This is a genomic window from Agrobacterium salinitolerans, from assembly GCF_027498475.1.
Lineage (GTDB): Bacteria > Pseudomonadota > Alphaproteobacteria > Rhizobiales > Rhizobiaceae > Agrobacterium > Agrobacterium salinitolerans.
The window spans coordinates 797266-821545 of the sequence record NZ_JAPZLN010000001.1 but is presented as its reverse complement, the minus strand read 5'-3'; the positions used below and the strand labels follow the sequence as shown (position 1 = coordinate 821545).

The 24280-nt window shown below is 58.1% G+C and carries 37 protein-coding genes; 32 read left to right on the top strand and 5 right to left on the bottom strand.

Annotated features, from left to right (window positions below; genetic code table 11):
• Nucleotides 1–89: 89 nt before the first annotated feature.
• The 3 genes from O9X91_RS04030 to O9X91_RS04020 form a co-directional block, all read right to left on the bottom strand.
• On the bottom strand, nucleotides 90–1175 hold the full coding sequence (locus O9X91_RS04030) for a helix-turn-helix transcriptional regulator (RefSeq protein WP_269834228.1): 1086 nt from the start codon (nucleotides 1173–1175) through the stop codon (nucleotides 90–92).
• 98 nt (nucleotides 1176–1273) lie between these two features.
• The gene (locus O9X91_RS04025) at nucleotides 1274–1624 is read right to left on the bottom strand and encodes a VOC family protein (RefSeq protein ID WP_269834229.1); all 351 of its coding nucleotides are present in this window, start codon (nucleotides 1622–1624) and stop codon (nucleotides 1274–1276) included.
• Between the two features lie 10 nt (nucleotides 1625–1634).
• The gene (locus O9X91_RS04020; protein WP_065655890.1) at nucleotides 1635–1928 is read right to left on the bottom strand and encodes a transcriptional regulator; all 294 of its coding nucleotides are present in this window, start codon (nucleotides 1926–1928) and stop codon (nucleotides 1635–1637) included.
• Nucleotides 1929–2454: 526 nt separating this feature from the next.
• Between O9X91_RS04020 and rpsL the strand changes: the two genes are divergently transcribed.
• From rpsL to rplQ, 32 genes are all read left to right on the top strand, one after another.
• Nucleotides 2455–2826: a 30S ribosomal protein S12 gene (gene rpsL / locus O9X91_RS04015; RefSeq protein WP_003507760.1), complete on the top strand. Its 372-nt coding sequence runs from the start codon at nucleotides 2455–2457 to the stop codon at nucleotides 2824–2826.
• Nucleotides 2827–2903: 77 nt separating this feature from the next.
• Nucleotides 2904–3374 (top strand): 30S ribosomal protein S7, encoded by a 471-nt coding sequence (gene rpsG / locus O9X91_RS04010; RefSeq protein WP_003507761.1) that lies wholly within the window; start codon nucleotides 2904–2906, stop codon nucleotides 3372–3374.
• A 34-nt stretch (nucleotides 3375–3408) separates the two neighbouring features.
• Nucleotides 3409–5508 (top strand): elongation factor G, encoded by a 2100-nt coding sequence (gene fusA / locus O9X91_RS04005; RefSeq protein WP_065113660.1) that lies wholly within the window; start codon nucleotides 3409–3411, stop codon nucleotides 5506–5508.
• Nucleotides 5509–5573: 65 nt separating this feature from the next.
• Nucleotides 5574–6749: an elongation factor Tu gene (tuf, locus tag O9X91_RS04000; RefSeq protein WP_065113659.1), complete on the top strand. Its 1176-nt coding sequence runs from the start codon at nucleotides 5574–5576 to the stop codon at nucleotides 6747–6749.
• A 311-nt stretch (nucleotides 6750–7060) separates the two neighbouring features.
• Entirely contained in the window at nucleotides 7061–7369 is a 309-nt protein-coding gene (gene rpsJ, locus O9X91_RS03995) for a 30S ribosomal protein S10 (protein WP_003507767.1), read from the top strand.
• 204 nt (nucleotides 7370–7573) lie between these two features.
• Nucleotides 7574–8215 carry a 50S ribosomal protein L3 gene (rplC, locus tag O9X91_RS03990; protein ID WP_077983839.1) on the top strand — a complete coding sequence of 214 codons (642 nt, stop codon included), beginning with the start codon at nucleotides 7574–7576 and terminating at the stop codon, nucleotides 8213–8215.
• Between the two features lie 12 nt (nucleotides 8216–8227).
• On the top strand, nucleotides 8228–8848 hold the full coding sequence (gene rplD, locus O9X91_RS03985; protein ID WP_003495173.1) for a 50S ribosomal protein L4: 621 nt from the start codon (nucleotides 8228–8230) through the stop codon (nucleotides 8846–8848).
• Nucleotides 8845–9138: a 50S ribosomal protein L23 gene (locus tag O9X91_RS03980; RefSeq protein WP_063948592.1), complete on the top strand. Its 294-nt coding sequence runs from the start codon at nucleotides 8845–8847 to the stop codon at nucleotides 9136–9138. Before rplD ends, O9X91_RS03980 begins: the two co-directional genes overlap by 4 nt.
• Nucleotides 9139–9181: 43 nt before the next feature.
• Nucleotides 9182–10018 carry a 50S ribosomal protein L2 gene (gene rplB, locus O9X91_RS03975; protein WP_077983838.1) on the top strand — a complete coding sequence of 279 codons (837 nt, stop codon included), beginning with the start codon at nucleotides 9182–9184 and terminating at the stop codon, nucleotides 10016–10018.
• A 15-nt stretch (nucleotides 10019–10033) separates the two neighbouring features.
• Nucleotides 10034–10312, top strand: a complete 279-nt coding sequence (rpsS, locus tag O9X91_RS03970; RefSeq protein WP_003507772.1) for a 30S ribosomal protein S19 — start codon at nucleotides 10034–10036, stop codon at nucleotides 10310–10312.
• A 2-nt stretch (nucleotides 10313–10314) separates the two neighbouring features.
• On the top strand, nucleotides 10315–10704 hold the full coding sequence (gene rplV, locus O9X91_RS03965; protein WP_065113658.1) for a 50S ribosomal protein L22: 390 nt from the start codon (nucleotides 10315–10317) through the stop codon (nucleotides 10702–10704).
• Nucleotides 10704–11435, top strand: a complete 732-nt coding sequence (gene rpsC, locus O9X91_RS03960; protein WP_004442600.1) for a 30S ribosomal protein S3 — start codon at nucleotides 10704–10706, stop codon at nucleotides 11433–11435. The genes rplV and rpsC overlap by 1 nt, the downstream gene beginning before the upstream one ends.
• A gap of 38 nt (nucleotides 11436–11473) precedes the next feature.
• A complete protein-coding gene (gene rplP, locus O9X91_RS03955; RefSeq protein ID WP_003507774.1) occupies nucleotides 11474–11887 on the top strand; it encodes a 50S ribosomal protein L16 in 414 nt (137 codons plus the stop codon).
• Between the two features lie 12 nt (nucleotides 11888–11899).
• The gene (gene rpmC, locus O9X91_RS03950) at nucleotides 11900–12100 is read left to right on the top strand and encodes a 50S ribosomal protein L29 (RefSeq protein WP_003495193.1); all 201 of its coding nucleotides are present in this window, start codon (nucleotides 11900–11902) and stop codon (nucleotides 12098–12100) included.
• Between the two features lie 11 nt (nucleotides 12101–12111).
• Entirely contained in the window at nucleotides 12112–12348 is a 237-nt protein-coding gene (gene rpsQ, locus O9X91_RS03945; RefSeq protein WP_077983837.1) for a 30S ribosomal protein S17, read from the top strand.
• Between the two features lie 234 nt (nucleotides 12349–12582).
• Nucleotides 12583–12951, top strand: coding sequence for a 50S ribosomal protein L14 (rplN, locus tag O9X91_RS03940; RefSeq protein ID WP_003495199.1), 369 nt, complete (start codon nucleotides 12583–12585; stop codon nucleotides 12949–12951).
• Between the two features lie 12 nt (nucleotides 12952–12963).
• The gene (rplX, locus tag O9X91_RS03935) at nucleotides 12964–13272 is read left to right on the top strand and encodes a 50S ribosomal protein L24 (RefSeq protein ID WP_003495200.1); all 309 of its coding nucleotides are present in this window, start codon (nucleotides 12964–12966) and stop codon (nucleotides 13270–13272) included.
• On the top strand, nucleotides 13265–13819 hold the full coding sequence (gene rplE, locus O9X91_RS03930; RefSeq protein WP_003495201.1) for a 50S ribosomal protein L5: 555 nt from the start codon (nucleotides 13265–13267) through the stop codon (nucleotides 13817–13819). Before rplX ends, rplE begins: the two co-directional genes overlap by 8 nt.
• A 33-nt stretch (nucleotides 13820–13852) precedes the next feature.
• Complete coding sequence (gene rpsN / locus O9X91_RS03925; RefSeq protein WP_003507785.1) at nucleotides 13853–14158, top strand: 30S ribosomal protein S14; 306 nt, start codon at nucleotides 13853–13855, stop codon at nucleotides 14156–14158.
• Between the two features lie 12 nt (nucleotides 14159–14170).
• On the top strand, nucleotides 14171–14569 hold the full coding sequence (gene rpsH, locus O9X91_RS03920) for a 30S ribosomal protein S8 (protein WP_004442588.1): 399 nt from the start codon (nucleotides 14171–14173) through the stop codon (nucleotides 14567–14569).
• Between the two features lie 42 nt (nucleotides 14570–14611).
• Nucleotides 14612–15145: a 50S ribosomal protein L6 gene (gene rplF / locus O9X91_RS03915; RefSeq protein WP_003495204.1), complete on the top strand. Its 534-nt coding sequence runs from the start codon at nucleotides 14612–14614 to the stop codon at nucleotides 15143–15145.
• Between the two features lie 12 nt (nucleotides 15146–15157).
• Nucleotides 15158–15520: a 50S ribosomal protein L18 gene (gene rplR / locus O9X91_RS03910; RefSeq protein WP_003516127.1), complete on the top strand. Its 363-nt coding sequence runs from the start codon at nucleotides 15158–15160 to the stop codon at nucleotides 15518–15520.
• A 119-nt stretch (nucleotides 15521–15639) separates the two neighbouring features.
• A complete protein-coding gene (gene rpsE / locus O9X91_RS03905) occupies nucleotides 15640–16209 on the top strand; it encodes a 30S ribosomal protein S5 (RefSeq protein WP_003495208.1) in 570 nt (189 codons plus the stop codon).
• Nucleotides 16210–16220: 11 nt separating this feature from the next.
• Nucleotides 16221–16427 carry a 50S ribosomal protein L30 gene (rpmD, locus tag O9X91_RS03900; RefSeq protein WP_003495212.1) on the top strand — a complete coding sequence of 69 codons (207 nt, stop codon included), beginning with the start codon at nucleotides 16221–16223 and terminating at the stop codon, nucleotides 16425–16427.
• 16 nt (nucleotides 16428–16443) lie between these two features.
• Nucleotides 16444–16923 (top strand): 50S ribosomal protein L15, encoded by a 480-nt coding sequence (gene rplO, locus O9X91_RS03895; RefSeq protein ID WP_077983835.1) that lies wholly within the window; start codon nucleotides 16444–16446, stop codon nucleotides 16921–16923.
• A 217-nt stretch (nucleotides 16924–17140) separates the two neighbouring features.
• The gene (locus tag O9X91_RS03890) at nucleotides 17141–17308 is read left to right on the top strand and encodes a hypothetical protein (RefSeq protein ID WP_155737506.1); all 168 of its coding nucleotides are present in this window, start codon (nucleotides 17141–17143) and stop codon (nucleotides 17306–17308) included.
• Entirely contained in the window at nucleotides 17253–18593 is a 1341-nt protein-coding gene (secY, locus tag O9X91_RS03885; RefSeq protein WP_142911492.1) for a preprotein translocase subunit SecY, read from the top strand. Before O9X91_RS03890 ends, secY begins: the two co-directional genes overlap by 56 nt.
• Nucleotides 18590–19180: an adenylate kinase gene (locus O9X91_RS03880; RefSeq protein ID WP_142911491.1), complete on the top strand. Its 591-nt coding sequence runs from the start codon at nucleotides 18590–18592 to the stop codon at nucleotides 19178–19180. Before secY ends, O9X91_RS03880 begins: the two co-directional genes overlap by 4 nt.
• Before the next feature lie 302 nt (nucleotides 19181–19482).
• On the top strand, nucleotides 19483–19851 hold the full coding sequence (rpsM, locus tag O9X91_RS03875; protein ID WP_035263425.1) for a 30S ribosomal protein S13: 369 nt from the start codon (nucleotides 19483–19485) through the stop codon (nucleotides 19849–19851).
• A 137-nt stretch (nucleotides 19852–19988) separates the two neighbouring features.
• Nucleotides 19989–20378, top strand: coding sequence for a 30S ribosomal protein S11 (rpsK, locus tag O9X91_RS03870; RefSeq protein ID WP_003495225.1), 390 nt, complete (start codon nucleotides 19989–19991; stop codon nucleotides 20376–20378).
• 195 nt (nucleotides 20379–20573) lie between these two features.
• The gene (locus tag O9X91_RS03865) at nucleotides 20574–21584 is read left to right on the top strand and encodes a DNA-directed RNA polymerase subunit alpha (RefSeq protein ID WP_003495228.1); all 1011 of its coding nucleotides are present in this window, start codon (nucleotides 20574–20576) and stop codon (nucleotides 21582–21584) included.
• 118 nt (nucleotides 21585–21702) lie between these two features.
• Nucleotides 21703–22128, top strand: a complete 426-nt coding sequence (rplQ, locus tag O9X91_RS03860; protein WP_003521014.1) for a 50S ribosomal protein L17 — start codon at nucleotides 21703–21705, stop codon at nucleotides 22126–22128.
• A gap of 304 nt (nucleotides 22129–22432) precedes the next feature.
• Here rplQ and msrQ read toward each other — a convergent pair whose 3' ends face one another.
• Nucleotides 22433–23086 carry a protein-methionine-sulfoxide reductase heme-binding subunit MsrQ gene (gene msrQ, locus O9X91_RS03855; protein WP_137410635.1) on the bottom strand — a complete coding sequence of 218 codons (654 nt, stop codon included), beginning with the start codon at nucleotides 23084–23086 and terminating at the stop codon, nucleotides 22433–22435.
• A 2-nt stretch (nucleotides 23087–23088) separates the two neighbouring features.
• Nucleotides 23089–24030 carry a protein-methionine-sulfoxide reductase catalytic subunit MsrP gene (gene msrP, locus O9X91_RS03850; RefSeq protein WP_142911490.1) on the bottom strand — a complete coding sequence of 314 codons (942 nt, stop codon included), beginning with the start codon at nucleotides 24028–24030 and terminating at the stop codon, nucleotides 23089–23091.
• Between the last annotated feature and the right edge of the window lie 250 nt (nucleotides 24031–24280).

Sequence of the window (24280 nt, the reverse complement as noted above, 5' to 3'; positions counted from 1 at the left end):
CGGAGCAATCCGGGCGTTTTTTGTTTTGCGGAATTCGGGGTTGGTCATCCCTCGTCAGTGAACTCGGATATTCATCCCGGCGCGATGGGTTAGCCCTGCCCGGGGATGTTATAGCGGGTGAGAACGGAAAGCCGGCGAACGAGATCGGTCTTGCCGGTGCTGCCGGTCTTTGCATAGATCGACTTGGCGTTGCTTCGAACGGTTTCGTGGGAGACTTTCAGTTGCTTCGCCACGGCTGGAAGCGAAAGCCCCTTCATGATTTCCAGCGCTACCCGCGCTTCGCCATTGGTGAGATCGTAGAGACCCTTCAGCAATGTGTTAGCATCGGCAATGGCACCCGTCGGTTGCGATACGAGCACGATGGCGTTGCCGTTGGGTGAAAAATCCAGTGCGCTCTTGCGCAGCGGTATGAGGTGAAGAATGCAGGCGCCGTCAGCGCTGGCGGGGAGAGGGAAGGAGCCGGCGTCTTGCCCGGAGAGTGCCTTGTAGAGCAGTCGGTTCACTCCCTCATCGGCAATGGAGATCCTCTCGCGCGTGCGGGCGGAAAAGCATTTCTGTAATGACAGGAACAGATCGTTGGCCGAGAGGATGCGGCCGCTCGTCTGCAGCACGGCGGCCGGCGCGCCAATGGCGTTGAGACCAAAGGTCATCGCATCAGCCTTCTGACGCTGCAACTGTGTTGCGAGGGTGAGGCTGCGGGCGATATGCGGCCTCAGTCCGCCGAGTGCAGCCATGGTCTCAGGCGTGATGACGCCTGCGTCGAGCCTGCGTTCAAACAGCACTGTCATTTCCGGATGGCCGGGTGGAGCGACCTGCGTTGCTGCGCCGTAGCCCAGACCGCGGGGCACGAGAAAGTCACGAACGATCGGCAACTCGGCCCATTCCTCATGGTTGAAGACGTCCAAATCCTGCGCGAAAGAGAATTGGCCTTCCCGCGCGATGCGGCTGAGGCGATCATTGCGATGGTTCCAGCCGCCCGCCACGAAGTCCTTCATCAGTTCCTGAAAGCTGGGCGTGTAAAGCCAGACCTGGTCTTCTCCCTTGCCCCAGGTAATCGCGCCGCCCCAGAAATTCAGATGGCGGCAAACAGCTACCAGAACCTGCATCCAGCGGTCAGGAAAAAGCGCCGCTTCATAAATGTTATCGATGATGTCTGCCGACGATATAGTATCCAACCCGCCACCGAAAATTTGCGTCGGAACTATTCTAGGCTGATGCGGGCCAGATGTTCAATGTATAAAGAATTAATACTATTGTATCCAAAGTATATAATCTATGAGTGACTTAATATATTGATGAGCTTGCCGAAGGGATCGCGCACGAACAGGCGCCGTACACCCCACGCCTCGACTGCGGGGCCGTATTCGATCGGCAACTCGGCCGTCAGGATTCGGGCGTGGACCTCGTCGAAATCGTCGACCTCGATGGAGAGGTCCGGCACATCCGTGCCGGAGCCACCTTCGCGTGCGAAACTCACCTGAGCCCGCGCTTCGAGTGGGCTCGTATGGGTGACGATCCAGCCATGATCCATGGCGACGGGCATGCCGAGAATGTCACCGTAGAACGCCTGAGCCCGCGCGGGCTCTGGCGTTGCTATATTGGCGACGATACGTCTAACCGCCATGGCTTGAACCTCAGGCGAAGCGGATGATGGCGACTTCGCCTTCGAGAGCTCCCTGATAGGCGGAGGCGTGCGGCTCTTCATCCGGGATATCGGTCAGCATGCCGATCTGGTCGAGATCGGCTTCGATGAAGCCTTCCTCGGAAAGCGCGTTCAGCGTTTCGCGCACGGCGGTATCGTCGTCCGGCGCCCTGAGGATGACGTGAATGTCGATACCCTCGGAGTTGTCGGTCTCATATGCCTTGCCGATGACGATGAAGACCATCGGCTCGTCGCGTCCGTTGTCGTTGTCGGGGAGGGTGCTCATGACGCGTTCCTTGATCTATCGTTGCTGTCATGCGGGCCGATGGAATCGGTCCCGCGGGTGGCGAGACCGATCCGGCCCGCCCTGAGGGAATCAATAGACGGATTTTATGAAAAGCCAAAGCGCGGAGGTTAAAATCGCTGCCTTCTGCGCAGACTTATGTTAAAGCGCGTTGGAAATGCCCCGGGCGTGGGCTTTGCGGCCAGGGGTGGCGGCGCAAAATGTGGATTCACCCTTGACGAAAGCTGGCTAAAACAGTAGTACGCCCGCCATCGGAGCCTCTGTGGGTGCTGGCCGTTCGGTAAGCTTTTTCCCGAACATCATCTCAAACGGGTCTCCATTGCACGTAGAAGACACGAATGTTGCACGCAAGACGCCTCATCCGGTGTCCTCTGCTCTTGGTGGTCCATCCGTGAAAACGGATCGGGCCACGTTTTGCGCATGAGGATATATGCGTGCATCGTCGCCGGCAACGGCATAGCCGCCACCCGTGAGGGTGGCTAAAGTAGTTTTTGCAAGGGATGGTTATATGCCTACCGTAAACCAGCTGATCCGCAAGCCTCGCCAGGCACAGGTAAAGCGCAACAAGGTTCCTGCTCTTCAGGAAAACCCGCAGAAGCGTGGTGTTTGCACCCGCGTTTACACGACGACCCCGAAGAAGCCGAACTCGGCTCTGCGTAAGGTTGCCAAGATCCGTCTCACCAACGGCTTTGAAGTTATCGGCTACATTCCGGGCGAAGGTCACAACCTTCAGGAACACTCCGTGGTCATGATCCGCGGCGGCCGCGTAAAGGACTTGCCGGGTGTGCGTTACCACATCATCCGCGGTGTTCTCGATACCCAGGGCGTCAAGAACCGCAAGCAGCGCCGCTCCAAGTACGGTGCGAAGCGTCCGAAGTAATTCGGTTTAAACAAATTCCGGCGCTGCGCGAGGTTCTCCGCGTGGTTTAGCGTCAATAACATTGAGAGACAAAGAATATGTCCCGTCGCCACAGTGCAGAAAAGCGTGAGATCAACCCGGACCCGAAGTTCGGCGATCTGGTCGTCACCAAGTTCATGAACGCCATCATGCTTCACGGCAAGAAGTCGGTCGCAGAAAGCATCGTTTACGGCGCATTCGACGTCGTTCAGGGCAAGACGAAGCAGGAGCCGCTCGGCGTGTTCCACTCCGCCCTCGACAACGTCGCTCCGCACGTTGAAGTGCGTTCGCGCCGCGTTGGTGGTGCAACCTACCAGGTCCCGGTCGACGTTCGCCCCGAGCGCCGTCAGGCCCTCGCTATCCGCTGGCTGATCACGGCTGCCCGCAAGCGCAACGAAACGACCATGGTCGATCGCCTTTCCGGCGAACTCATGGACGCTGCGAACAACCGCGGTTCCGCTGTCAAGAAGCGCGAAGACACGCACAAGATGGCCGACGCCAACCGCGCATTCTCGCATTACCGCTGGTAATCTTAACCGGTCGCATATCGAAAGGCAGTCCATTATGGCTCGCGAATATAAAATCGAAGACTACCGCAATTTCGGTATCATGGCGCATATCGACGCCGGCAAGACGACGACCACCGAGCGTATTCTTTATTACACCGGTAAGTCGCACAAGATCGGCGAAGTTCACGATGGCGCAGCCACGATGGACTGGATGGAGCAGGAGCAGGAGCGTGGTATCACCATCACGTCTGCTGCGACCACGACCTTCTGGAAGGGCCGTGACGGCAAGACCCGCCGCTTCAACATCATCGACACCCCCGGCCACGTTGACTTCACCATCGAAGTCGAGCGTTCGCTGCGCGTTCTCGACGGCGCGATCGCTCTGCTCGACGCCAACGCCGGTGTTGAGCCGCAGACGGAAACCGTCTGGCGTCAGGCTGAGAAGTATCATGTTCCGCGCATGATCTTCTGCAACAAGATGGACAAGACCGGTGCTGACTTCTACCGCTCGGTAGAAATGATCAAGACCCGTCTCGGCGCTACCGCCGTCGTCATGCAGCTGCCGATCGGCGCTGAGACCGAGTTCAAGGGCGTCATCGACCTGGTCGAAATGAATGCTCTCGTATGGCGCGACGAATCGCTCGGCGCTCAGTGGGACGTCGTCGAAATCCCCGAGGACATGAAGGCCAAGGCGGAAGAATATCGCGAAAAGCTGATCGAAACTGTTGTTGAGATCGACGAAGAAGCGATGGAAGCCTACCTCGAAGGTAACTATCCGGATAACGACAAGATTCGTGAACTGGTTCGCCGCGGCACCATCGACGTGAAGTTCCACCCGATGTTCTGCGGTACCGCGTTCAAGAACAAGGGCGTTCAGCCGCTGCTCGACGCCGTCGTCGACTACCTGCCTTCGCCGCTGGATATTCCGGCGATCAAGGGCATCGACGCCAAGACGGAAGCCGAAATCGAGCGTCACGCTGACGATTCCGAGCCGCTGTCCATGCTGGCCTTCAAGATCATGAACGACCCCTTCGTCGGTTCGCTCACCTTCGCACGCATCTACTCCGGCAAGCTCGAAAAGGGCACGTCGGTCATGAACACGGTCAAGGACAAGCGCGAGCGCGTCGGCCGTATGCTGCAGATGCACTCCAACAGCCGTGAAGACATCGAAGAAGCCTATGCAGGCGACATCGTTGCTCTGGCCGGTCTGAAGGAAACCACCACGGGTGACACGCTCTGCGATCCGCTGAAGCCGGTTATCCTCGAGCGCATGGAATTCCCCGAGCCGGTCATCCAGATCGCGATCGAGCCGAAGACCAAGGGCGACCAGGAAAAGATGGGCCTCGCGCTCAACCGTCTGGCTGCAGAAGATCCGTCCTTCCGCGTCAAGACCGACGACGAATCCGGCCAGACCATCATTGCCGGCATGGGCGAGCTTCACCTCGACATCATCGTCGACCGTATGCGTCGCGAGTTCAAGGTTGAAGCTACCGTCGGTGCGCCGCAGGTTGCCTACCGCGAAACGATCACCCGTCAGCACGAAGAAGACTACACGCACAAGAAGCAGTCCGGTGGTACCGGCCAGTTCGCCCGCGTGAAGATCATCTTCGAACCGAACCCCGAAGGCGAAGACTTCAAGTTCGAGTCGAAGATCGTCGGCGGTGCTGTTCCGAAGGAATACATCCCGGGCGTTCAGAAGGGTATCGAAAGCGTTCTGTCTTCCGGTCCGCTGGCTGGCTTCCCGATGCTCGGCGTCAAGGCGACGCTGGTTGACGGTGCATTCCACGATGTCGACTCGTCGGTTCTCGCCTTCGAAATCGCATCGCGCGCCTGCTTCCGTGAAGCAGCGAAGAAGGCTGGCGCACAGCTTCTCGAGCCGATGATGAAGGTCGAAGTCGTAACGCCGGAAGACTATGTCGGCGACGTTATCGGCGACCTGAACTCCCGTCGTGGTCAGATCCAGGGCCAGGAAAGCCGTGGTATCGCCGTCGTCATCAACGCGCATGTTCCGCTCGCGAACATGTTCAAGTACGTCGACAACCTGCGCTCCATGTCGCAGGGTCGCGCGCAGTACTCGATGACGTTCGACCACTATTCGCCGGTTCCGTCGAACGTGGCGCAGGAAATCCAGGCTAAGTACTCCGGTCAGAAGTGATCGGGGTACGCCCCACCGAATTTTGAAGATTATTCCCGTCAAGGGACAAGAATGGAGAGCCACTAATGGCAAAGAGCAAGTTTGAGCGGACGAAGCCGCACGTCAACATTGGCACGATCGGTCACGTTGACCATGGCAAGACGTCGCTGACGGCGGCAATCACGAAGTTCTTCGGCGAGTTCAAGGCGTATGACCAGATCGACGCCGCTCCTGAAGAAAAGGCGCGTGGTATCACGATTTCGACGGCGCACGTTGAGTATGAGACGCCGAACCGTCACTACGCTCACGTTGACTGCCCCGGCCACGCCGACTACGTGAAGAACATGATCACGGGTGCAGCGCAGATGGACGGCGCGATCCTGGTTTGCTCGGCTGCTGACGGCCCGATGCCGCAGACCCGCGAGCACATCCTGCTTGCCCGTCAGGTTGGCGTTCCTGCGATCGTCGTGTTCCTGAACAAGGTCGACCAGGTTGACGACGCCGAGCTTCTGGAGCTCGTCGAGCTTGAAGTTCGTGAACTTCTGTCGTCCTACGACTTCCCGGGCGACGATATCCCGATCATCAAGGGTTCGGCGCTTGCTGCTCTTGAAGACAGCGACAAGAAGATCGGTGAAGACGCGATCCGCGAGCTGATGGCAGCGGTTGACGCCTACATCCCGACGCCTGAGCGTCCGATCGACCAGCCGTTCCTGATGCCGATCGAAGACGTGTTCTCGATCTCGGGTCGTGGTACGGTTGTGACGGGTCGCGTTGAGCGCGGTATCGTCAAGGTTGGTGAAGAAGTCGAAATCGTCGGCATCCGTCCGACGTCGAAGACGACGGTTACCGGCGTTGAAATGTTCCGCAAGCTGCTCGACCAGGGCCAGGCCGGCGACAACATCGGCGCACTGGTTCGCGGTGTTAACCGTGACGGCGTCGAGCGTGGTCAGATCCTGTGCAAGCCGGGTTCGGTCAAGCCGCACAAGAAGTTCAAGGCTGAAGCCTACATCCTGACGAAGGAAGAGGGCGGCCGTCATACGCCGTTCTTCACGAACTACCGTCCGCAGTTCTACTTCCGCACGACGGACGTGACGGGCATCGTTACGCTTCCTGAAGGCACGGAAATGGTTATGCCTGGCGACAACGTCACCGTTGACGTCGAGCTGATCGTTCCGATCGCGATGGAAGAAAAGCTGCGCTTCGCTATCCGCGAAGGCGGCCGTACCGTTGGCGCCGGCATCGTTGCCTCGATCGTCGAGTAATTTCGACCTTTGAAATTCTGACTGGCGGCGGTGTGAACAACACCGCCGCCGGACTTTTGGTAAAAAGCCTGGCGGCGTTGCATTTTTAGTGCTTGAAAAATTCGGTGAAAGCGCGTAAACGCGCACTCACAATCACCGCTGGATTCGTAAGCGATTGCGAAACGCGGTTTTTTTAGCAATACAGACTACCGAAATGATTGGGGTGTGACGCGCATCCCTCTCGATTTTTGAAAATCTGCGGCGCCACGATCAATAGAAGTTCATGTGTTTCCGCGTGCGGAAACGAATAACAAAGAACAAGGACAAGACGAATGAACGGCCAGAATATCCGTATCCGCCTCAAGGCGTTCGATCACCGGATCCTCGATGCCTCTACCCGTGAAATCGTGTCGACCGCAAAGCGCACCGGCGCCAGCGTTCGCGGCCCGGTTCCGCTCCCCACCCGCATCGAAAAGTTTACCGTCAACCGCTCTCCTCACGTTGACAAGAAGAGCCGTGAACAGTTCGAAATGCGGACGCACAAGCGTCTTCTCGATATCGTTGATCCCACCCCGCAGACTGTCGATGCTCTGATGAAGCTCGACCTCGCTGCTGGCGTTGACGTGGAAATCAAGCTCTAAGACCCGGCCCGAACCGTCTAAGGTGAGGGCTGAAATAACAAGGCCGGACCTCACTCTTGGGTGAGGGCCAATAACAAGGAAGGTACGTGGAGCAATCCAACGACTTCCAAACCGGAGACCGGAAACATCGTGAGATGTCGAAGGGCACTCCTTAACAAAGGCCAGAGAGGGTTTTCCCTTCAAGGCTCGCAAGAGGATGAACCAATGCGTTCAGGTGTGATTGCACAGAAAGTGGGTATGACACGCGTCTATAACGACGCAGGTGAACATATCCCTGTAACAGTATTGCGACTGGATAACGTACAAGTCGTTGCCCAGCGCACGGAAGACAAGAATGGCTACACCGCAGTTCAGCTCGGTGCCGGCCAGTCCAAGGTCAAGAACACGACGAAGGCTCTTCGCGGTCACTTTGCCGCTGCCAATGTCGAACCGAAAGCAAAGCTCGTCGAGTTCCGGGTTTCCCCCGAGAACCTGATCGACATCGGTGCAACACTGACCGCAAATCATTTTCAGTCCGGCCAGTTGGTCGATGTCACCGGAACCACGATCGGTAAGGGTTTCGCCGGTGCTATGAAGCGTCACAACTTCGGTGGTGGTCGCGCTTCGCACGGTAACTCGATCTCGCACCGTGCACACGGTTCGACCGGTTCCAACCAGGATCCGGGCCGCGTCTGGAAGGGCAAGCGCATGGCTGGTCATATGGGCCAGACCCGCGTTACGACCCAGAACCTCGAAGTCGTTTCGACTGATGAAGACCGTGGCCTCATCCTCGTGAAGGGTGCAGTTCCCGGCTCGAAGGGTTCCTGGATCATCGTCCGCGACGCCGTCAAGTCGGCTGCGAAGTAAGGGAGCCTTATCATGGAATTGAACGTCAAGACCCTCGAGGGAAAAGACGCCGGCAAGGTTTCTCTGTCGGATGAGATCTTCGGCCTCGACCCCCGCCAGGACATCCTGGCCCGCATGGTTCGCTGGCAGCTTGCAAAGAAGCAGCAGGGAACGCACAAATCCAAGAACCGGTCGGAAGTTTCCCGCACCGGCGCGAAGATGTACAAGCAGAAGGGTACGGGCCGCGCTCGTCACCATTCGGCTCGCGCACCGCAGTTCCGCGGCGGCGGCAAGGCCCACGGCCCGGTCGTTCGCAGCCACGCACATGACCTTCCCAAGAAGGTTCGTGCGCTCGCCCTGCGTCACGCCCTGTCTGCAAAGCTGAAGGCTGAAGAACTGATCATCGTCGATCAGCTCGTCGCGTCCGAAGCAAAGACCAAGGCTCTGCTGGGCAGCTTCGCTTCGCTTGGCCTGACCAACGCTCTCGTAATCGGCGGCGCCGAACTTGATGGCAACTTCAAGCTCGCTGCTCAGAACATCCCGAATGTGGACGTTCTGCCGGTGCAGGGCATCAATGTTTACGACATCCTGCGCCGTGGCAAGCTGGTGCTTTCCAAGGCTGCTGTAGAGGCTCTGGAGGAGCGGTTCAAATGACGGATCTTCGCCACTACGATGTGATCGTATCTCCTTCGATCACGGAAAAGTCGACGCTGGTATCCGAACAGAACCAGGTCGTATTCAACGTCGCCAAGGATGCTTCCAAGCCTGAAATCAAGGCTGCCGTGGAAGCTCTCTTCGGCGTCAAAGTCACGGCTGTGAACACGCTTATCCGCAAGGGTAAGACCCGTCGTTTCCGTGGGTTCGCCGGTAAGCTGAAGGACGTCAAGAAAGCCGTCGTTACGCTCGCCGAAGGTCAATCCATCGACGTGTCCACCGGACTCTAAAGGTTAGGCCCAAGCGGGCAAAGACCCAAAAGGGAACAAGAATATGGCATTGAAAAGTTTCAATCCGACCACGCCGAGCCAGCGTCAGCTGGTTATCGTGGACCGCGCTTCGCTCTACAAGGGCAAGCCGGTAAAGGCTCTCACCCAGGGCCTCAGCTCCAAGGGTGGCCGTAACAACCAGGGCCGGATCACCGTCCGTTTCCAGGGTGGCGGTCACAAGCGGACCTACCGTCTGGTTGACTTCAAGCGTCGCAAGTTTGACGTTGAAGGCACCGTTGAACGTTTGGAATACGACCCCAACCGCACCGCGTTCATCGCGCTGGTTACGTATACCGACGGCGAACAGGCTTACATTCTCGCGCCACAGCGTCTTGCTGCTGGTGACAAGGTGATCGCCTCCGACAAGGCAGTGGACGTGAAGCCCGGCAACACCATGCCGCTTCAGTACATTCCGGTCGGTTCGATCATCCACAACGTCGAGATGAAGCCGGGCAAGGGCGGTCAGATCGCCCGCTCCGCCGGTACGTATGTCCAGCTCGTCGGCCGCGATGCCGGTATGGCCATCCTGCGTCTCAACTCGGGCGAACAGCGCCTGGTGCACGGCTCCTGCCTCGCATCGATCGGTGCTGTTTCGAACGCAGACCACGGCAACATCAACGACGGCAAGGCCGGTCGTTCGCGTTGGCGCGGCAAGCGTCCGCACGTTCGCGGCGTCGTTATGAACCCGGTCGACCACCCGCACGGTGGTGGTGAAGGTCGCACGTCGGGTGGTCGCCACCCGGTTACTCCGTGGGGCAAGCCCACGAAGGGCAAGCGCACCCGTTCGAACAAGTCGACCGACAAGTTCATCATGCGCTCGCGCCATCAGCGTAAGAAGTAAGAGAGGTAGTCACTCATGGCTCGTTCAGTATGGAAAGGTCCGTTTGTTGACGGCTATCTTCTCACCAAGGCTGAGAAGGTGCGCGAGAGCGGACGTAATGAAGTAATCAAGATCTGGAGCCGTCGCTCCACGATCCTGCCGCAGTTCGTCGGTCTGACGTTTGGCGTCTACAACGGCAGCAAGCATGTGCCCGTCTCGGTCAACGAAGACATGGTCGGACACAAGTTCGGTGAATTCTCTCCGACCCGTACCTATTACGGTCACGGCGCGGACAAGAAGGCAAAGAGGAAGTAATCATGGCGAAGGCTAAGACCGAACGCCGGCTGAAGGACAACGAGGCTCAGGCCGTTGCCCGTACGCTCCGCGTCAGCCCCCAGAAACTGAACCTGGTTGCCGCTCTTATCCGTGGCAAGAAGGTTGATCGCGCTCTCGCCGAGCTCGAATTCTCCCGCAAGCGCATTGCAGGCACCGTCAAGAAGACGCTGGAATCTGCAATTGCCAATGCGGAAAACAACCACGACCTCGACGTCGACGCTCTCGTCGTCGCCGAGGCCTATGTTGGCAAGTCCATCACCATGAAGCGTTTCCACGCTCGTGGCCGTGGTCGTGCTTCCCGCATCGAAAAGCCGTTCTCTCACCTCACGATCGTTGTTCGTGAAGTCGAGGAAAAAGGGGAGGCCGCATAATGGGTCAGAAAATCAATCCGATCGGCTTCCGCCTCGGCATCAACCGTACCTGGGATAGCCGCTGGTACGCTGACACCGCAGAATACGGCAAGCTGCTGCATGAAGACCTCAAGATCCGGGCTTACCTGATCAAGGAACTCAAGCAGGCCGGTATCGCAAAGGTCGTCATCGAGCGTCCGCACAAGAAGTGCCGCGTCACGATCCACTCGGCTCGTCCGGGTCTGATCATCGGCAAGAAGGGTGCAGACATCGAGAAGCTTCGCAAGAAGCTTTCCGAGATGACCAACTCCGAAACGCACCTCAACATCGTTGAAGTGCGCAAGCCGGAAATCGATGCGACGCTGGTTGCCCAGTCGATCGCTCAGCAGCTCGAGCGCCGCGTGGCTTTCCGCCGTGCGATGAAGCGTGCTGTTCAGTCCGCAATGCGTCTTGGCGCCGAAGGCATCAAGATCACCTGCGGCGGCCGTCTCGGCGGTGCTGAAATCGCTCGTACCGAATGGTACCGCGAAGGTCGCGTTCCGCTGCACACGCTGCGTGCAGACATCGACTACGGCACGGCTGAAGCTGAAACCGCATTCGGCATTTGCGGCATCAAGGTCTGGATCTTCAAGGGCGAAATCCTTGAGCACGATCCGATGGCTTCTGAGCGTCGCGGTCTCGAAGGCGACGCACAGGGCCCTGCAAGCCGTGAGCGTGGCGATCGTGGCGATCGTCGTCGCGAAAACGCTTGATTGACGCTGGCGAAAGATAAGCTCGGAGAAGTAAGAAAATGTTGCAGCCAAAGCGTACTAAGTACCGTAAGCAGTTCAAGGGACGCATCAAGGGCGTCGCCAAGGGCGGCTTTGACCTGGCATTCGGTGAATTCGGCTTGAAGTCGCAGGAACCGAACCGCGTGAATGCACGCGAGATCGAAGCGGCCCGCCGCGCGATCACGCGTTACATGAAGCGCGCAGGTCGCGTGTGGATCCGCGTATTCCCCGACGTTCCGGTTACGGCAAAGCCGACCGAAGTTCGTATGGGTAAGGGCAAGGGTTCGGTCGATTACTGGGCATGCAAGGTCAAGCCCGGTCGTATGATGTTCGAGATCGACGGTGTTACCGAGGAGATCGCCCGCGAGGCGCTTCGTCTCGGCGCTGCCAAGCTCTCGGTCAAGACGCGCTTCGTACAGCGCATCGCAGAGTAAGGAGCAAGGCACATGAAAGCCGATGAAGTTCGCGGCCTCAGCGCCGACCAGCTCAAGGACAAGCTCGCCGATCTGAAGAAGGAGCAGTTCAACCTGCGCTTCCAGAAGGCGACTGGCCAGCTGGAGAAGTCCTCGCGCATCAACGAAGTCCGCAAGGACATCGCCCGCGTCAAAACCATTGCCCGCCAGAAGGCGGCAGAAGCCAAGGCCTAAGGAAGAATAATATGCCGAAACGCATTCTGCAGGGCGTCGTTGTGTCCGACAAGAACGAGAAGACTGTCGTGGTCCGGGTTGAGCGTCGATTCGCTCACCCGCTCATGCAAAAGACCGTTCGTCGTTCGAAGAAGTACAAGGCACACGACGAAAACAATCAGTATAAGGTCGGCGATGTCGTTTCCATCGAGGAATGCGCACCGATCTCCAAGGACAAGCGCTGGACGGTCGTTTCCGCCCAGGCTTAATTTCATCAGAATCGCGCCTTGTGTCTTGCACTTGGCGCGAATTCCTGTATGAAGCAGCGCAAGGACGCTCGTGACCCGGGCGTCTTTTGCTTTGATGCGCACGGAAGGTCCTTCGGGAAACCACCCTGTCACGATTTTTCCGCGCAAAAAAAGAGACATTCATAAGCTGGGGCAGGGGGCTCGCTCGGGAGAGTTTGCCCAACCGTTCCGGTAACAACAAGAAGGCGACCTGACATGATTCAGATGCAAACAAACCTCGACGTGGCGGATAATTCCGGCGCACGTCGTGTCATGTGCATCAAGGTGCTGGGCGGCTCGAAGCGCAAATATGCTTCTGTTGGCGACATTATTGTCGTTTCCATCAAGGAAGCTATTCCGCGCGGCCGCGTCAAGAAGGGCGACGTGATGAAGGCGGTTGTCGTGCGCACCGCCAAGGACATCCGCCGCGCTGACGGCAGCGTCATCCGTTTCGATAACAACGCAGCCGTTCTTATCGACAACAAGAAAGAGCCCATCGGCACCCGTATCTTCGGACCGGTTCCGCGCGAACTTCGCGCCAAGAACCACATGAAGATCATCTCGCTGGCTCCGGAAGTACTGTAAGGAGCGTATGCGATGCAGAAAATTCGTAAAGGCGACAAGGTTGTCGTATTGACCGGTAAGGACAAGGGCCGTACCGGCGAAGTAATCCAGGTAATGCCGAAAGAAGACCGTGCCGTTGTGCGTGGCGTGAACATGGTGAAGCGTCACCAGCGCCAGACCCAGGCTCAGGAAGCCGGCATCATCAACAAGGAAGCATCCTTGCACATCTCCAACATCGCCATCGTCGACAAGGATGGCAAGCCGACCCGCGTTGGCTTCTCTGTTGTGGATGGCAAGAAGGTCCGCGTGGCCAAGCGTTCGGGAGAAGTGATCGATGGCTGATAAGTACGAGCCGCGTCTCAAGACGGAATACGTTTCCCGTATCCGTGGCGCCATGCAGGAGAAGTTCTCCTACGCAAACGTCATGATGATCCCGAAGCTTGAAAAGATCGTGATCAACATGGGCGTTGGCGAAGCGACTGCCGATTCCAAGAAGCCCACGATCGCTGCCGGTGATCTGGCTGCGATTGCCGGCCAGAAGCCGGTCGTTACCCGCGCTCGCAACTCGATCGCTGGTTTCAAGGTTCGCGAAGGCATGCCGATCGGTGCGAAGGTTACCCTTCGTGGCGCCCGCATGTACGAATTCCTTGATCGTCTGGTCAACATCGCGCTGCCGCGCGTTCGCGACTTCCGGGGTCTGAACCCGAAGAGCTTTGACGGCCGTGGCAACTTCGCCATGGGCATCAAGGAACACATTGTGTTCCCTGAGATCAACTACGATAAGGTTGATCAGATGTGGGGCATGGACATCATCGTTTGCACGACGGCGACGTCGGACGACGAAGCTCGGGCTCTGCTGACAGAGTTCAACTTCCCGTTCCGTCACTAACCGTAACGACGAGCGTAGAAAAGGAACTCCGATATGGCGAAAACAAGCGCAGTTGAAAAGAACAAGCGCCGCCGCAAGTCGGTCGCCCAGCAGGCTGCCAAGCGCGCTGCTCTCAAGGCGATCGTGATGAACCAGTCCCTTCCGATCGAAGACCGGTTCAAGGCCACTCTGAAGCTCGCTTCGCTGCCGCGTGACGGCTCGAAGACGCGTATCCGCAACCGCTGCGAAGTAACGGGCCGTCCGCGCGCGTTCTATCGCAAGCTCAAGATGTCGCGTATCGCGCTTCGTGAGCTGGGCAATTCCGGCAAGGTGCCGGGCATTGTCAAGTCGAGCTGGTAAGGAGACGGGCACATGACCATGACTGATCCTTTGGGTGATATGCTCACCCGCATCCGCAATGGTGCTGCTCGCCGTAAGTCTTCGGTAAGCACGCCTGCTTCCAGCCTGCGCGCACGCGTTCTCGACGTGCTGCAGTCTGAAGGCTACATTCGCGGTTATTCCAAGGTCGATTTTGAAAACGGCAAGTCCGAGTTCACCATCGAGCTGAAGTACTACGAAGGTGCGTCGGTGATCCGTGAGATCGGCCGCGTTTCCAAGCCGGGCCGCCGGGTTTATGTCTCGGTAAAGTCCATTCCGCAGGTCGCGAACGGCCTCGGCATCACCATCCTTTCGACCCCGAAGGGCGTGATGGCCGATCACCAGGCTCGCGAACAGAACGTTGGTGGCGAGGTTCTTTGCTCGGTCTTCTAAGACCCGAGCAGGATCTCCATAACGAACAGACAGGATTGAATAATGTCTCGTATCGGTAAAAAGCCCGTTCCGGTTCCAGCAGGTGTGACGGCCAATGTCGACGGCCAGAAGGTTACTGCTAAGGGCCCGAAGGGTGAACTGTTTTTCGTCGCTAACGACGACATTCAGCTGAAGCTCGAAGATAACGGCGTTTCCGTAACGCCGGCTAACGGCACCAAGGAAGCTCGTTCGAAGTGGGGCATGTCCCGCACGATGATCGAGAACATCTTCAAGGGTGTTAAGGACGGCTATGAGCGCAAGCTCGAAATCAACGGCGTTGGTTACCGTGCCGCCATGCAGGGCAAGAACCTGCAGCTGGCTCTCGGCTTTTCCCATGACGTTGTTTACGAGCCTCCGGTCGGCATCACCATTGCCGTCCCGAAGCCGACGGAAATCATCGTTTCCGGCATCAACAAGCAGCAGGTTGGCCAGGTAGCCGCGGAAATCCGTGAATACCGCGGTCCCGAGCCCTACAAGGGCAAGGGCGTGAAGTACGCTGAAGAGCGTATTGTCCGCAAAGAAGGCAAGAAGAAGTAAGGATCACGCGAAATGGCTAGCAGGAAAGAAGCACTTGCACGTCGCGCGAGCCGTGTGCGCCGCCAGATCAAGGCGGTTGCCAACGGCCGTCCGCGCCTGTCGGTTCATCGCTCGTCGAAGAACATCTATGCCCAGATCATCGATGACGTTGCTGGCAAGACGCTTGCGTCTGCCTCCACGCTCGAAGCTGATCTGCGCGGTTCGCTCAAGACCGGCGCCGACGTTGCAGCAGCGGCTGTTGTCGGCAAGCTGGTTGCCGAGCGTGGCGTCAAGGCTGGCGTCAAGGATGTCGTATTCGACCGTGGCGCGTTCATCTATCATGGCCGCATCAAGGCCGTGGCTGAAGCTGCCCGCGAAGGCGGTCTGAACTTCTAAGTTTTTTCCGCCCGGGCATCGATCCGGGCGGAATTTCACCGGACCATGCGGATCTCGTTCTCGAGGCCGCTGGTCTTTTCGTTTGCCGTTCCACCCGTAAAAGAAAAAGGACAAGGACAATGGCACAGGAAAAAAGAGGTTCTCGCGACGACCGCCAGAACCGTGAAGAGCGCGATAGCGAATTCGTCGACAAGCTGGTCGCGATCAACCGCGTTGCAAAGGTTGTTAAGGGTGGCCGTCGCTTCGGCTTCGCCGCTCTCGTCGTCGTTGGCGACCAGAAGGGCCGCGTTGGCTTCGGTCACGGCAAGGCTCGTGAAGTTCCGGAAGCGATCCGCAAGGCAACGGAAAGCGCAAAGCGCGATCTGATCTTCGTTCCGCTGCGGGATGGCCGCACGCTGCATCACGACGTCAATGGCCGTCACGGCGCAGGCAAGGTTCTGCTGCGTTCGGCCAAGGCCGGTACCGGTATCATCGCCGGTGGTCCGATGCGCGCCGTTTTCGAAACGCTCGGCGTTCATGACGTTGTTGCAAAGTCGACCGGTTCGTCGAACCCGTACAACATGGTTCGCGCTACGTTCGACGCTCTGAAGCATCAGGTTCATCCGAAGGACATCGCTGCACAGCGCGGTCTGAAGTATGCGACCCTTCAGGCTCGCCGTGCCGCTTCCGGCAACGCTTCTGAAGAATAAGGAGCTGGATCATGGCCAAGAAGACTACTGAAGCCAAGAAGACTGTTACGGTCGAACAGATCGGCAGCCCTATTCGCCGCCCGGCAATCCAGCGTCAGACGCTGGTCGGTCTGGGTCTCAACAAGATGCATCGTCAGCGCACCCTGGAAGACACTCCTGCGGTTCGCGGCATGATCCGTGCGGTCCAGCATCTCGTTCGCGTCGTTGACGAGAAGTGAGACGGAGTAACCTATCATGAAACTCAATGAAATCAGAGACAACGAAGGCGCCTCCAAGGATCGTATCCGCGTAGGTCGCGGTATCGGTTCCGGCAAGGGCAAGACCGGTGGTCGCGGTGTGAAGGGTCAGAAGGCTCGTTCGGGCGTCGCGATCAACGGCTTCGAAGGCGGTCAGATGCCCATCTACCGTCGTCTGCCGAAGCGCGGCTTTAACAACATTTTCGGTTCCGAATATGCTGTTGTGTCGCTCGGCCGCATTCAGACCGCCATCGACGCCAAGAAGCTTGACGCTTCCGCAACGATCGATGCCGCTGCTCTCAAGGCTGCTGGCGTTATCCGCCGCGCCAAGGACGGCGTACGCATTCTCGCCGACGGCGAGCTGAAGGCAAAGGTCGCTTTCGAAGTTGCCGGCGCTTCCAAGCCTGCGATCGAAAAGATCGAAAAGGCTGGCGGCTCGATCAAGCTTCTCGCTGTTGCAGCGGAAGCCGCCGAGTAATATATAAACTTCAGACGCCCGGTGCGCATGTCGCTCCGGGCGTTTGCGCTCCCTGGCCGCTGTTGCTTTCGATCTAAATCGATTTATAGAGCATCAGGGCAATCTCTCGCGGTGTGCTTTCTAGGCCCCGCTTGCGGCAGAAAGTGCCGCAGGGAGAGCCTCACAGTTCTTGAACTTCCGTAGGGGAGGGGATAGGACATAAAAAACAGGGTGAGGCATGATGGCGGCCAAGAGCTGCATTCGTCCGAAGCCCGGTTTTGACCAGTATCTTTTAGACCTTTCCGCATTGGCCGGTATTGCTGGCTGGCAAGGGTCATTCGGAGAAATTTATGGCTTCAGCAGCGGAACAACTGGCTTCGAACCTGAATTTTTCGACCTTCGCTAAGGCGGAGGATCTGAAAAAGCGTCTCTGGTTTACTCTTGCCGCACTTCTCGTCTACCGTCTCGGCACCCATATTCCGCTTCCGGGCCTGAACCCCGAAGCCTATGCGCAGGCCTTCCGTGGCCAAGCCAACGGTATTCTCGGTCTTTTCAACATGTTTGCGGGTGGCGCTGTCGAGCGCATGGCGATTTTCGCCCTCGGCATCATGCCTTACATCTCCGCTTCGATCATCGTGCAGCTCATGACCTCGGTCGTGCCCTCGCTCGAAGCGTTGAAGAAGGAAGGCGAAGCCGGCCGCAAGATCATCAACCAGTATACCCGCTACGGCACGGTGCTGCTCGGTACGCTGCAGGCCTATGGCATTGCGGTCGGCCTTGAAAGCGGCAATGGCCTCGTGGTCGATCCGGGCATGTTCTTCCGCATTTCCACCGTCATCACGCTGCTCGGCGGCACGATGTTCCTGATGTGGCTTGGCGAGCAGATCACGTCGCGCGGTATCGGCAACGGTATTTCGCTGATCATCTTCGCGGGTATTGCCGCGGGTCTGCCCAAGGCGCTTGCCGGCACGCTTGAACTTGGCCGTACCGGTGCGCTGTCGACGCCGCTCATTCTCATGGTCGTCATCGTCGCCATCGGCGTCATCGCGCTGATCGTCTTCGTGGAGCGCGCCCAGCGTCGCCTGCTGATACAATATCCGAAGCGCCAGGTCGGCAACCGGATGTTCCAGGGCGATACCTCGCATCTGCCGCTGAAGCTCAACACCGCCGGCGTCATTCCCGCGATCTTCGCATCGTCGCTGCTGCTCCTGCCGGCGACGGCTGCAGGCTTTGCCGGTAACACCAACCTACCGACCTGGGCGACCGCGATCATCGCGTCGCTGCAGCATGGCCAGCCGCTGTTCATGGCGCTCTATGGCTTGCTGATTGCTTTCTTCGCCTTCTTCTACACGGCGATCGTGTTCAATCCGAAGGATACGGCTGACAATCTCAAGAAGCATGGCGGCTTCATTCCGGGCATCCGTCCGGGCGAGCGCACCGCGGAGTACATTGATTACGTTCTGACCCGCATCACTGTGGTCGGCGCGATTTATCTGGTCTTCGTCTGTATCCTTCCTGAGACACTTATAGCACGTACGGGCATTCCATTAGCCCTTGGTGGTACTTCGCTTTTGATCGTTGTCAGTGTAACTCTGGATACTGTTGCGCAGATTCAGGGTCACCTGATCGCCCAGCAGTATGAAGGTCTGATCAAGAAGTCGAAGTTGCGTGGAGGAAAGAGGGGACGATGAGACTGATATTTTTGGGTCCGCCGGGTGCGGGCAAGGGAACCCAGGCCAAGCGGCTGACTGACAAGTACGGGATCCCGCAGCTTTCAACCGGTGACATGCTGCGCGCTGCGGTCAGCGCGGGCACCGAAATCGGTAAGCGCGCCAAGGCCGTTATGGACGCCGGCGGGCTGGTATCCGACGATATCGTCAATCAGATCGTTTCCGAACGTATCGAAGCTGCTGACTGTGCCAAGGGTTTCATTCTCGACGGTTATCCGCGCACCGTTCCGCAGGCGAAGGCGCTTGCCGACAACATGCGCAAGAAGAACCTGGTTCTCGACGCCGTCATCGAACTCAAGGTGGACGAAGAGGCGTTGATTCGCCGAATCGAAAACCGCGTCGCTGAGACCATCGCGGCTGGCGGCACTGTCCGTTCGGATGACAATCCGGAAGCTTTCCGCAAGCGTCTTACGGAATATCGCGAGAAGACCGCGCCGCTGTCTGCCTATTACAGCGAGCAGGGCGAGCTTGTGGCGCTGGATGGGATGGCTGATGTCGATGCCGTCACTGAGGCCATCGAGCGCGTTCTCGAGAAAGCCTCTGCCTGATCGAGAGAATGAATGGGTGAGGGCCGTTACGTTCTTGCCCATCTTCCATTTCCGAAAGGCGGCTGATCCTCTGGATCGTAAAAGAATCTTGGCGGAGCCGGTTGCTTTTTTGCGCTGATTCCGTTAAACACCGCGCCAACTCGCGACATCCCAAGCGACTGGCGCGGATTTCCCTTAGGGAAGGGAGATCCGGGTTCAGTCGTTTTGACTTGTCACGGACACCAATTTGAACTGGCGGTCTTTCGGCCGCTCAAATGGAATCACCACTTGCCGGATGGCAACTGGAACCAAGGAGAAGAGACGTGGCACGTATCGCTGGCGTCAACATCCCGACTGCGAAGCGCGTTGTTATTGCGCTGACCTACATTCACGGGATCGGTCCGAAATTCGCGCAGGAAATCATGGACAAGGTCGGTCTTCCGGCTGAGAAGCGCGTTCATCAGCTGACGGATGCTGAAGTTCTTCAGATCCGTGAAGCCATCGACCGCGACTACCAGGTCGAAGGCGACCTGCGTCGTGAGACCTCGATGAACATCAAGCGTCTGATGGACCTCGGTTGCTACCGCGGCCTGCGTCACCGTCGTGGCCTTCCGGTCCGCGGTCAGCGCACGCACACCAACGCCCGCACCCGCAAGGGTCCGGCGAAGGCTATCGCTGGTAAGAAGAAGTAATTTTCCGGTTCTCCGGAAAGGGGAGGCTGGTGCAGTCCGCGCCAGCCTTTCTGAGTTTGGCGTAAGGCTCCAGAAGGGCTGATCGCCGGTGTAGCCGCTGGTGTTACGGCGGTGAAGAGATCAATGAAAGGTATAAAATGGCCAAGGAAGCCGCACGCGTCCGTCGTCGCGAACGCAAAAATATCACGTCTGGCGTCGCGCACGTCAACTCGACCTTCAACAACACGATGATCACCATCACCGACGCACAGGGCAATGCTATTGCCTGGTCGTCCGCTGGTGCCAAGGGCTTCAAGGGTTCGCGCAAGTCGACCCCGTTCGCTGCCCAGATCGCTGCTGAAGATTGCGCGAAGAAGGCTCAGGAACACGGCATGAAGTCGCTTGAAGTTGAAGTTTGCGGTCCGGGTTCCGGCCGTGAATCGGCACTTCGCGCTCTGCAGGCTGCCGGTTTCATGATCACCTCCATTCGCGACGTGACGCCGATCCCGCACAACGGTTGCCGTCCGCGCAAGAAGCGCCGCGTCTGACGCGACCGTGGTTCGGAAATTCCGCCTTTCCTTCGGTCTGGCGGAATTTTCGTGTATCTGGCGTGTGCGCGTCGATTTCGATCGACGGACTTGCGCTCAAGAACCCACCGATGAACCCCTGAATTTGGTTCCTCTCGGTGTTTTCATGCTCGGTCCGTCACGATTGGATGGTGGCGGCGAACGGAAGGTTTAAAGATGATTCAGAAGAACTGGCAGGAACTTATCAAGCCGAACAAGGTCGAGTTCACCTCGTCCAGCCGCACCAAGGCAACGCTGGTTGCCGAGCCGCTGGAGCGTGGTTTCGGTCTTACCCTCGGCAACGCGCTGCGTCGCGTTCTGTTGTCTTCTCTGCGTGGCGCCGCTGTAACGGCCGTGCAGATCGACGGTGTCCTGCACGAATTCTCCTCCATCCCCGGTGTTCGGGAAGATGTGACGGATATCGTGCTCAACATCAAGGAAATCGCCATCAAGATGGACGGCGATGATTCCAAGCGCATGGTCGTGCGCAAGCAGGGTCCGGGTGCCGTTACCGCTGGTGACATCCAGACGGTTGGCGACATCGAAATCCTGAACCCCGACCACGTGATCTGCACGCTGGACGATGGCGCTGAAATCCGCATGGAATTCACCGTCAACAACGGCAAAGGTTACGTACCGGCTGAGCGCAACCGCGCGGAAGATGCCCCTATCGGCCTCATTCCGGTGGACAGCCTCTATTCTCCGGTCAAGAAAGTGTCCTACAAGGTGGAAAACACCCGTGAAGGTCAGGTTCTCGACTACGACAAGCTGATCATGACGATCGAGACCAACGGTTCGGTTTCCGGCGAAGACGCCGTTGCCTTCGCCGCTCGCATTCTTCAGGACCAGCTGGGCGTCTTCGTCAACTTCGACGAGCCGCAGAAGGAAGCAGAAGAAGAATCGGTTACCGAACTTGCGTTCAACCCGGCGCTTCTCAAGAAGGTCGACGAGCTCGAGCTGTCGGTTCGTTCGGCAAATTGCCTGAAGAACGACAACATCGTTTATATCGGCGACCTGATCCAGAAGACCGAGGCCGAAATGCTTCGCACGCCGAACTTCGGTCGCAAGTCGCTTAACGAAATCAAGGAAGTTCTCGCTTCCATGGGTCTGCACCTCGGTATGGAAGTGCCGGCATGGCCGCCTGAGAACATCGAAGATCTCGCAAAGCGTTACGAAGACCAGTACTAACAAACAAGAAGGCAGACCTCAAAGACTGCCTTTCCCCGTCAAACAGCAGATAAGTCATCTGCATGTGCCAGGAAACGGCAGGCCTTAGAGAAGGAACCTGCGTAGAAGGAGAATAGCAATGCGCCACGGTAATTCAGGCCGCAAGCTCAATAGAACCGCCAGCCACCGCAAGGCAATGTTTGCCAACATGGCTGCTTCGCTCATCACCCATGAGCAGATCGTCACCACGCTTCCGAAGGCGAAGGAAATTCGCCCGATCGTTGAGAAGCTCGTCACTCTCGGCAAGCGCGGCGACCTGCACGCTCGTCGTCAGGCGATCTCGCAGATCAAGGATCAGGACGCTGTTCGCAAGCTGTTCGACGCGATCGCAGCTCGCTACGCAAACCGCAATGGCGGCTACCTGCGTATCATGAAAGCCGGCTTCCGCCAGGGCGACAATGCCGCTCTCGCCGTCATCGAATTCGTCGAGCGCGACGTTGACGCCAAGGGCGCAGCCGACAAGGCTCGCGTTGCTGCAGAAGCTGCTGCTGCCGAAGCTGCATAATATCTGACGCCTTTCCGGCGTCGCGAGTTAAAAAGCCGGGCGAGAGATCGCCCGGCTTTTTTTGTTTTGCGGTTTTTTGCATTGAGGGCGGTGCGTGCGGCTGACCCCCCTCTGCCCTGCCGGGCATCTCCCCCTCAAGGGGGAGATCGAGACACCGCAAAGTCTCTAGTATCTCAACCGTTACGGATGAAGTGGCGGTAGAGCGTCTTGCGGATCTCCCCCCTTGAGGGGGAGATGCCCGGCAGGGCAGAGGGGGGCAGGCCCCACGCAACTCCATTCGCCATGAGCCCCCTTAAATTTTGGACTATTGATGCACGGGCCTACCAGCGGCCTTCCTGCTGCGTTTCCGAGCCATGATCGTCGGCCGCACCAGCCGATACCCCAACAGCACCACCATCGTCGTGATATAAAACACCGGCTCCAGCGTGATCGATTTTCGCGCCAGCACGAAATGCAGCACGCCGACGATGAGGACGAGGTAGACAAGCTTGTGCAGCGTGTTCCAGCGGCTGCCGAGTTTGCGGATCGACCAGCGGTTGGAGGTGAGCGCCAGAGGAATGAGCATGAGAAGGCCGGCCATGCCGAGCATGATATAGGGGCGTTTCAGGATATCGCCTGCGATGGAGCTGAGGATCAAGCCGCGATCCAGCACCAGATAGACGGTGAAATGGGCGAGCACATAATAAAAGGCGATCAGCCCCAGAGCGCGACGATAGGCGATGAGGTTGATGTTGAAGAGATCGCGCATCGGCGTCACCAGTAAGCCGATACACAGGAAGCGCAGCGCCCAGATGCCGAGCAGGTGCTCGAATTCCTTGACCGGATTAAAGCCGAGGCCGCCGGTTGCGGCGAGATAGAAATACCAGACACCGGGAGAAAGGCCGGCGATATACAGCGCCCAGATGGCTGCCGGTTGGTAACGCTTCGGCAGCGAGGGAAGAGGCAGCGCTAAGGCCATGGTCAGTAATTCGCTTTCAGGTCCATGCCGGCATAGAGGCTTGCCACCTCGTCGTAACCGTTGAACATCAGGGTCGGGCGGTTCTGCGTGCCGAAAAAGCCGCCTTCGCCGATGCGTTGTTCCGTCGCCTGGCTCCAGCGGGGATGGTCCACATGCGGATTGACGTTGGAATAGAAGCCATATTCGCGGGCATTGGAGTTTTTCCACGTCGTTTCCGGCTGTTTCTCGACAAGCGAAATACGGACGATGGATTTGATGCCCTTGAAACCATATTTCCACGGGACCACGAGGCGGATCGGCGCGCCGTTCTGGTTCGGCAGGGTTTCGCCATAAAGCCCAACGGCGAGGATGGTGAGCGGATGGCGCGCTTCATCGAGACGCAGGCCCTCGACATAGGGCCATGAAAGAGGCTGGAACAAGCCGCTCTGGCCGGGCATTTCCTCCGGCCGCACAACCGTCTCGAAGGACACGTATTTCGCGCTGCCAAGCGGCTCCACCTTGTCGAGAAGGGCGGCGAGCGGGAAGCCGATCCACGGAATGACCATCGACCAGCCCTCGACACAGCGCATGCGATAGGTGCGCTCTTCGAGAGGATATTTCATGAGGTCTTCAATGCCGAATTCCTGCGGTTTGGAAACGAGGCCATCCACCTTCACAGTCCAGGGGGTCGGCTTGAACTTGCCGGAATTTTCCTTCGGGTCGGATTTTCCGACGCCGAACTCGTAGAAATTATTATAGCTGGTGACGGCGTCGAGCGGGGTGAGCTTCTCATCGAGCTTGTAGGCGCCGGGTTTTGCGGAAAGCGGCGCGGCAACAGCCTCACGCCCGGCCAGCCCGATTGCCGCCAGCCCCGCCGCCGTGCCGAGGAAGCCACGTCTGGACAGGTAGATATTCTTCGGCGTGATTTCATTTGCCGAGATGATGGGCGGACGATAGGCGGGCATTGGAACCTCCACAAAAGCCGGGTGCATCGGCGATAAATCGACTATGATAGCCAATACGGCCGCTGCACAGTTATGTTTCAGCGATCTGCGGAAAAACAACGGTGGAGCGGCGAAAATCGCGCATTTGTGATGAAAGGCGCGGCCCGATAGCACGCTGAAGAGAAGGCGTACCGTACCGAACCGTACTGTTTTGCCTCAAGGTGACAGTGACAGGGCTCACGGTTTGCGCTAGAAAAACCGCAAATTAGGG

What these genes read in the sequence shown, in the direction of transcription:
- O9X91_RS04025 (WP_269834229.1), bottom strand. Translation starts at nt 1,624, where the DNA reads ATGGCGGTTAGACGTATCGTCGCCAATATAGCAACGCCAGAGCCCGCG.
- O9X91_RS04020 (WP_065655890.1), bottom strand. Translation starts at nt 1,928, where the DNA reads ATGAGCACCCTCCCCGACAACGACAACGGACGCGACGAGCCGATGGTC.
- rpsL (WP_003507760.1), top strand. Translation starts at nt 2,455, where the DNA reads ATGCCTACCGTAAACCAGCTGATCCGCAAGCCTCGCCAGGCACAGGTA.
- rpsG (WP_003507761.1), top strand. Translation starts at nt 2,904, where the DNA reads ATGTCCCGTCGCCACAGTGCAGAAAAGCGTGAGATCAACCCGGACCCG.
- fusA (WP_065113660.1), top strand. Translation starts at nt 3,409, where the DNA reads ATGGCTCGCGAATATAAAATCGAAGACTACCGCAATTTCGGTATCATG.
- tuf (WP_065113659.1), top strand. Translation starts at nt 5,574, where the DNA reads ATGGCAAAGAGCAAGTTTGAGCGGACGAAGCCGCACGTCAACATTGGC.
- rpsJ (WP_003507767.1), top strand. Translation starts at nt 7,061, where the DNA reads ATGAACGGCCAGAATATCCGTATCCGCCTCAAGGCGTTCGATCACCGG.
- rplC (WP_077983839.1), top strand. Translation starts at nt 7,574, where the DNA reads ATGCGTTCAGGTGTGATTGCACAGAAAGTGGGTATGACACGCGTCTAT.
- rplD (WP_003495173.1), top strand. Translation starts at nt 8,228, where the DNA reads ATGGAATTGAACGTCAAGACCCTCGAGGGAAAAGACGCCGGCAAGGTT.
- O9X91_RS03980 (WP_063948592.1), top strand. Translation starts at nt 8,845, where the DNA reads ATGACGGATCTTCGCCACTACGATGTGATCGTATCTCCTTCGATCACG.
- rplB (WP_077983838.1), top strand. Translation starts at nt 9,182, where the DNA reads ATGGCATTGAAAAGTTTCAATCCGACCACGCCGAGCCAGCGTCAGCTG.
- rpsS (WP_003507772.1), top strand. Translation starts at nt 10,034, where the DNA reads ATGGCTCGTTCAGTATGGAAAGGTCCGTTTGTTGACGGCTATCTTCTC.
- rplV (WP_065113658.1), top strand. Translation starts at nt 10,315, where the DNA reads ATGGCGAAGGCTAAGACCGAACGCCGGCTGAAGGACAACGAGGCTCAG.
- rpsC (WP_004442600.1), top strand. Translation starts at nt 10,704, where the DNA reads ATGGGTCAGAAAATCAATCCGATCGGCTTCCGCCTCGGCATCAACCGT.
- rplP (WP_003507774.1), top strand. Translation starts at nt 11,474, where the DNA reads ATGTTGCAGCCAAAGCGTACTAAGTACCGTAAGCAGTTCAAGGGACGC.
- rpmC (WP_003495193.1), top strand. Translation starts at nt 11,900, where the DNA reads ATGAAAGCCGATGAAGTTCGCGGCCTCAGCGCCGACCAGCTCAAGGAC.
- rpsQ (WP_077983837.1), top strand. Translation starts at nt 12,112, where the DNA reads ATGCCGAAACGCATTCTGCAGGGCGTCGTTGTGTCCGACAAGAACGAG.
- rplN (WP_003495199.1), top strand. Translation starts at nt 12,583, where the DNA reads ATGATTCAGATGCAAACAAACCTCGACGTGGCGGATAATTCCGGCGCA.
- rplX (WP_003495200.1), top strand. Translation starts at nt 12,964, where the DNA reads ATGCAGAAAATTCGTAAAGGCGACAAGGTTGTCGTATTGACCGGTAAG.
- rplE (WP_003495201.1), top strand. Translation starts at nt 13,265, where the DNA reads ATGGCTGATAAGTACGAGCCGCGTCTCAAGACGGAATACGTTTCCCGT.
- rpsN (WP_003507785.1), top strand. Translation starts at nt 13,853, where the DNA reads ATGGCGAAAACAAGCGCAGTTGAAAAGAACAAGCGCCGCCGCAAGTCG.
- rpsH (WP_004442588.1), top strand. Translation starts at nt 14,171, where the DNA reads ATGACCATGACTGATCCTTTGGGTGATATGCTCACCCGCATCCGCAAT.
- rplF (WP_003495204.1), top strand. Translation starts at nt 14,612, where the DNA reads ATGTCTCGTATCGGTAAAAAGCCCGTTCCGGTTCCAGCAGGTGTGACG.
- rplR (WP_003516127.1), top strand. Translation starts at nt 15,158, where the DNA reads ATGGCTAGCAGGAAAGAAGCACTTGCACGTCGCGCGAGCCGTGTGCGC.
- rpsE (WP_003495208.1), top strand. Translation starts at nt 15,640, where the DNA reads ATGGCACAGGAAAAAAGAGGTTCTCGCGACGACCGCCAGAACCGTGAA.
- rpmD (WP_003495212.1), top strand. Translation starts at nt 16,221, where the DNA reads ATGGCCAAGAAGACTACTGAAGCCAAGAAGACTGTTACGGTCGAACAG.
- rplO (WP_077983835.1), top strand. Translation starts at nt 16,444, where the DNA reads ATGAAACTCAATGAAATCAGAGACAACGAAGGCGCCTCCAAGGATCGT.
- O9X91_RS03890 (WP_155737506.1), top strand. Translation starts at nt 17,141, where the DNA reads ATGATGGCGGCCAAGAGCTGCATTCGTCCGAAGCCCGGTTTTGACCAG.
- secY (WP_142911492.1), top strand. Translation starts at nt 17,253, where the DNA reads ATGGCTTCAGCAGCGGAACAACTGGCTTCGAACCTGAATTTTTCGACC.
- O9X91_RS03880 (WP_142911491.1), top strand. Translation starts at nt 18,590, where the DNA reads ATGAGACTGATATTTTTGGGTCCGCCGGGTGCGGGCAAGGGAACCCAG.
- rpsK (WP_003495225.1), top strand. Translation starts at nt 19,989, where the DNA reads ATGGCCAAGGAAGCCGCACGCGTCCGTCGTCGCGAACGCAAAAATATC.
- O9X91_RS03865 (WP_003495228.1), top strand. Translation starts at nt 20,574, where the DNA reads ATGATTCAGAAGAACTGGCAGGAACTTATCAAGCCGAACAAGGTCGAG.
- rplQ (WP_003521014.1), top strand. Translation starts at nt 21,703, where the DNA reads ATGCGCCACGGTAATTCAGGCCGCAAGCTCAATAGAACCGCCAGCCAC.
- msrQ (WP_137410635.1), bottom strand. Translation starts at nt 23,086, where the DNA reads ATGGCCTTAGCGCTGCCTCTTCCCTCGCTGCCGAAGCGTTACCAACCG.
- msrP (WP_142911490.1), bottom strand. Translation starts at nt 24,030, where the DNA reads ATGCCCGCCTATCGTCCGCCCATCATCTCGGCAAATGAAATCACGCCG.